The 4,783-nt window shown below is 51.2% G+C and carries 1 protein-coding gene and 1 pseudogene; both read right to left on the bottom strand.

Features of this window, described 5'->3' with window-relative positions:
* Positions 1 to 503 precede the first annotated feature (503 nt).
* Positions 504 to 3,539 (bottom strand): L,D-transpeptidase family protein, encoded by a 3,036-nt coding sequence (locus tag AAAX59_RS09560; protein WP_349071584.1) that lies wholly within the window; start codon positions 3,537 to 3,539, stop codon positions 504 to 506.
* A gap of 177 nt (positions 3,540 to 3,716) precedes the next feature.
* Positions 3,717 to 4,783: pseudogene (locus tag AAAX59_RS09555) on the bottom strand (hypothetical protein); the annotation flags it as partial.

The raw sequence follows: 4,783 nt of genomic DNA, 5'->3' as shown, positions 1-4,783 counted from the left end.
TCCAGCCCGAGGGGATGTAGGAATGCGATAGGAAAGTCATAGATGCGGGCGTGTTGGCTAAAATGGGTCGGCCGGGATTGGTCAATCTCGGCCGACTATATTTTGCTAAAATAATCCGACGCTAACAGCATCAATCGAAGGCGCCGTTTCATCGGCTACAGCAGCAGTTTGATCCGAGGGGTCGGATTGGGTCTCTGGAACGGATTCATATTCGTTGGAACCAACATTTTGATCTGCCCAACAAGCCAAAGGGCTCAAAAGCAGCATCGTCATGAAGCAGGAAATCAGAACAATAAATGCTCTAAATTGCCTTTTCAAAAGAATCGCCTCCTAGATAGACGGTCGTCAATAACCATACTATCGGGAGTTAGCTTCATTAATGTCACCAATTAGGTGAACGAAGAAAAAGGAGCCTAATCCAACGGCAAGGGCCCTTTCCTGTTGCCAAGACTACGGCAACAGGAAAGGGCCCTCTAACAAGCTCTCACCGCTTACGGGAATAGTTAGTAGATTACCACCTTGGTAGCAAGGGGCACGTTATCCCAAATCCATTTAGCGCGATCAATGGGCAAACGCACGCAGCCTTGTGAAACATGCATTCCCATTCGGCTGTCCATGGGATTAAAAGTTCCCTGGTAGTACGGTATTGAATGGAACAGATAGTCACCGTAAAACTGCGTGCAGTAGTAGCAGGTATACCCATGTCCAAACGAGTAGCCCTTGCCGGTGACGGTATACTCACCCGTAGGCGTTGGAGTACTAGGGGCGCCGGTAGAGCAAGTCCAGTATTGAGCGTAACTCCACGACCCGCGCTGTCCACGAAAAACTCCAAGGCGGCATGCTTGCCTGTCAACCATAATGAGCCAGCTTGTGCTGCTCGAATATCTATTAGCTCGATTAAGCATAGTCATCATATCTGCCGGCAACAAGGGCTGGTCAGTAAACGGACGCGCAGTAGAACCGGGAGCACCAGCGCCCTTGGGAACAATCTTCACTTGAACAGACTCGACTCTGCAGCCTATCCTAGACGTACCCGCAGGCTGCCCATTTGAGGTCCAGTCGAGCCACCCAAAGTCTTGGCAATATGCTCGATACCAAACATCAAAGTAGTTCGATAAATCACCGGTCAACTTAATCTTAAGAGCCTCGATACGCTTTGCGCAGCCTACTGTGCCAGCGACATTCCCATTGGAAGTCCAACCTTGCCAGCCCACATCCTGTACATGGGCGGAGTACTCAATACCGCCTGATACGCTACTGGAGACATTCAACTTCAGCGCCTCAATAGCAAGCGATCTGCCGGTTGTGCCCGCAACACCACCGTTGCCAACGGGATTCATCCAACCAAGCGTGGCGACATGCGCCTGGAGCGTTAGAGCTGGAGCAGAGATAAATGCGGGCGCAGACGATGAGCCAGGATTCCCGCCCTTCGCGACAAGCTTAATTTGGACAGCTTCTATCTGGATATTTAACCCGGTAGTTCCAGCGGAATCGCCGTTTTTGGCCCAACCCAACCAACCATAACCAGCCGAATGAACTCGATAGTAGATGTCATACTGATTCGCGAGGGGACCATTAATGCGCAGCTCAAGAGCCTGAATGGCCAATCCTTGTCCAACGGTCCCAACATAACCGGCAGACCGCCATTCCTGCCAACCAATATTGGCAACATGAGCTCTTGCCTCAATTTGAGAATCGTCATCTGCACCGGACAACGACACATTCAAAGCTTGAAGAGAAAGCGACTTTCCCGTTGTGCCGACCACCCGCCCATCTAAAACAGATGGAGACCACCCACGGTTAGCGGAATGGGCCTGATATACAACGTGAGCGCAATCGGCGGAAGTCTCGGAAACAAATGCTCCATCCGTTATTCCGGGCGCGCCGCCATCTTTGCTGACAACCCGCACCTCGACAGCCTTAAGGAATGAACCCAATATCGCTGCTCCCGCGTCCGCGCCATTGCACGCCCAACCAAGCCATCCTTTTTTGGAGTCAAAACACCGATACCAAACGTCATAGGCATTAGACAAATCACCAGTAAGGGTCAATCTCACAGCCTTCAAAGTGCGACCATCATTTTTAGAATTAAGCGCGGCACCGTCAGAAACAACGGCGCCCCATCCGCCAAATTCAAAGAAGCCGGAATAGTCAATTGAGCCTAAAATCTCTTGATTATCAAACGAAATAGAGAGCGAGGTTAAAGGTTCAGAGCCGTTCTCGGAGCCCAATAAGATTGATTTGCCTTGTACAGAGCCCAGGCTTTTACCGTTAAGACCGAGCGAGCTCCCGTTTAGAATATCCGTAGCTCCAATGAAATGGTTCAACGTATCGCCGGGAGCAGAGCCGCTTTTCTCGACCAATAAAATCTGAACACCCTGAATGGCGGCACCCTTCCCCACCGAGCCCGCAGGAGACCCGCTAGACGTCCAGCCCAGCCATCCACCCAAATTGCAAGCAAAGACACGGTACCAAATGTCATATGCAGCAGATAGCTCGCCGTTCAGCTTAAACTGAACGGCCTCAATGGATCGAGATTGCCCCGTCGTGCCAATGACGCCTGAAGACCAGTCTTGCCAACCAATGCCAGAGACGTGCGCGCGAGAGGAAATAGAGCCTCTGTGACCATACCAATTAACACCAAGCGACAGTGCCTCGATTGCATTTCTTGAGTCAATGACCCCCGATGTTTTTCCGTCCGCGACAGCGCCCATCCATCCAACATTGGAGACATGAGATCGATAGGAAACGGTAGGCGGTTCCTGAGAATGATCCCTAAAGGCATCGCCTCGCGCTGGCGCATCTTGAGCATTTTTTGGAAGCACCTTAATCTGAATAGCTTCGATCTGGTAAGCATAGCCCTGTGTTCCAGCAGGTTCACCATTTGAGGCCCAGCCAAGCCAACCAACATTTGCAGAATGAACGCGATACCAAATGTCATACGAATCAGAAAGACTGCCCGACAAGGATAGCCTGATTGCCTCGATGGCTCGCGACTGTCCAACTGTTCCAGAAACCTGCCCGTTGCCCACCGGCTGAGGCTCCCATCCGATCCCGGAAATGTGAGATTGGACCGAAATGCTGTCATTCCTCAGCGGGGTGCCATCCTGTGAAAGCAAATTAATCTTGAGGGCTTCGACGCGCTTAGCACGGCCTGTAGTGCCCGCCGTCATTCCATTTGAAACGGGAGCTTGCCAGCCAATATCCTGTACATGAGTCTGGTATGAAACAGAGCCAAACACAGTGGATACATCATTTTTGGGTTTCGCCGAATCAGTTGCATTGGAGGCAGGCTCGCCAGAAACGGATAAGGGAGAATCATTGTCTGACACAGTCGGCTGCTCGACTTCAGCCCCCTGTTGTTCGTTATTTAAGACGGGGCCCTCGTCTTTCGAGCTGCTGGCAGCACCGTCGGAATAATCAGTAGCCTCCGGCTGCACCTGTAAAGTATCAGCCCAGACAGAAAGGGGCGTCAGAAGACATTGGAGGATTAGTAATGGCGTCATTGCCGTTGCTAGCAACCGTTGCGTCTTTTTCATTCGGCTCCCCCATCACTCGACCATCTTTAGCATCATTATTTACCGTTTCGGCAATTGCTTAAATACCGAAAACGTGAATGGCACTTAAATAGAAACGAACGGACCGTTGCAAAACGACCCGTTCGTTTAAGTCAGAGTATCTGTTAGAACCTGGGTGAAGACACGAATAACGATCAGTTATGCAAGCGGCACGTTGTCATACCAGCCCCATTTTGGCTTGTATGAGGTGGAATAATAATCCAACCAATACGCCATATCGAGCGTCCTAATCTGACCGACGTTATCCATTACCTGATTATTGCCGATATAAAGACAAACGTGACCGTAAATGCTGCCCATGCGTGTATGCGTATGCGAAGGAATGGCAATGACCATTCCGACTTTCAGCTGAGAATAATCGGTGTATTTACAATAATCCCAGTAGTAATCGCAGGCATCTGTATGGACGTTCCTAAATCCGGCACGCTCGTAGATATCTGCAATCCACTCGGAGCACAATCCCGGACCAGGAGACGGTACTTGTCGAGCAAGATCTACAATCTTCTTCTGCATGGGATTTGCAAACGCGGAAGGTTGCCCAAGCAAACACGGCGAAACGGTGCTCCCGGGGGCATTGGCGCCCTTCCTCGTAAGTCGAACTTGGATAGCTTGGACATGCGCCCCATAGCCAGTACTACCGGCAACGGAGCCATTTTTAGTCCAACCAAGCCAGCCGACGTTATCGACATGAACCCTGTACCAAACATCAAAATAGGTTGCCAAGTCACCAGAAAGAGAAATTTTAATAGCCTCAACCGAATTGGATTCAGCGGTAGACGAAAGCTGCACTCCATTTGACTTACCAGACGTCCAGCCCACATTCGAAAGATGCAGTTGATAATTAATCCCGCCGGCAACAGATGAAGTAGTTTTAGCTGAAAACCCGGTGATGGGAATTCCCTGACCGGTTGTACCGGACACCTCTCCAGCGGGGACAGAATTCTGCCAAGCACCTTTCACCTGAGAGGAATACGTCACCGTAGGTATTTCAAGATGGGAATACCCTGATGTATCAGGATGGGAGGCGCCCTTCTTAATGAGCTTAATCTGAACAGCCTCGAGAGAGCATGACATACCGGTGGTGCCGGCCTCCCCGCCGTCCTTGGCCCAGGCCATCCAGCCGATGTTGGAGGCGTGGACGCGGTAGTAGACGTCGTAGTCCTTCGCGAGGGAGCCCGTGAGCCTCAGGCGCACGGCCTCGACGG

Source organism: Collinsella sp. CLA-ER-H2 (assembly GCF_040092405.1).
GTDB lineage: Bacteria > Actinomycetota > Coriobacteriia > Coriobacteriales > Coriobacteriaceae > Collinsella.
This window is presented reverse-complemented; position numbering and strand designations above follow the sequence as displayed.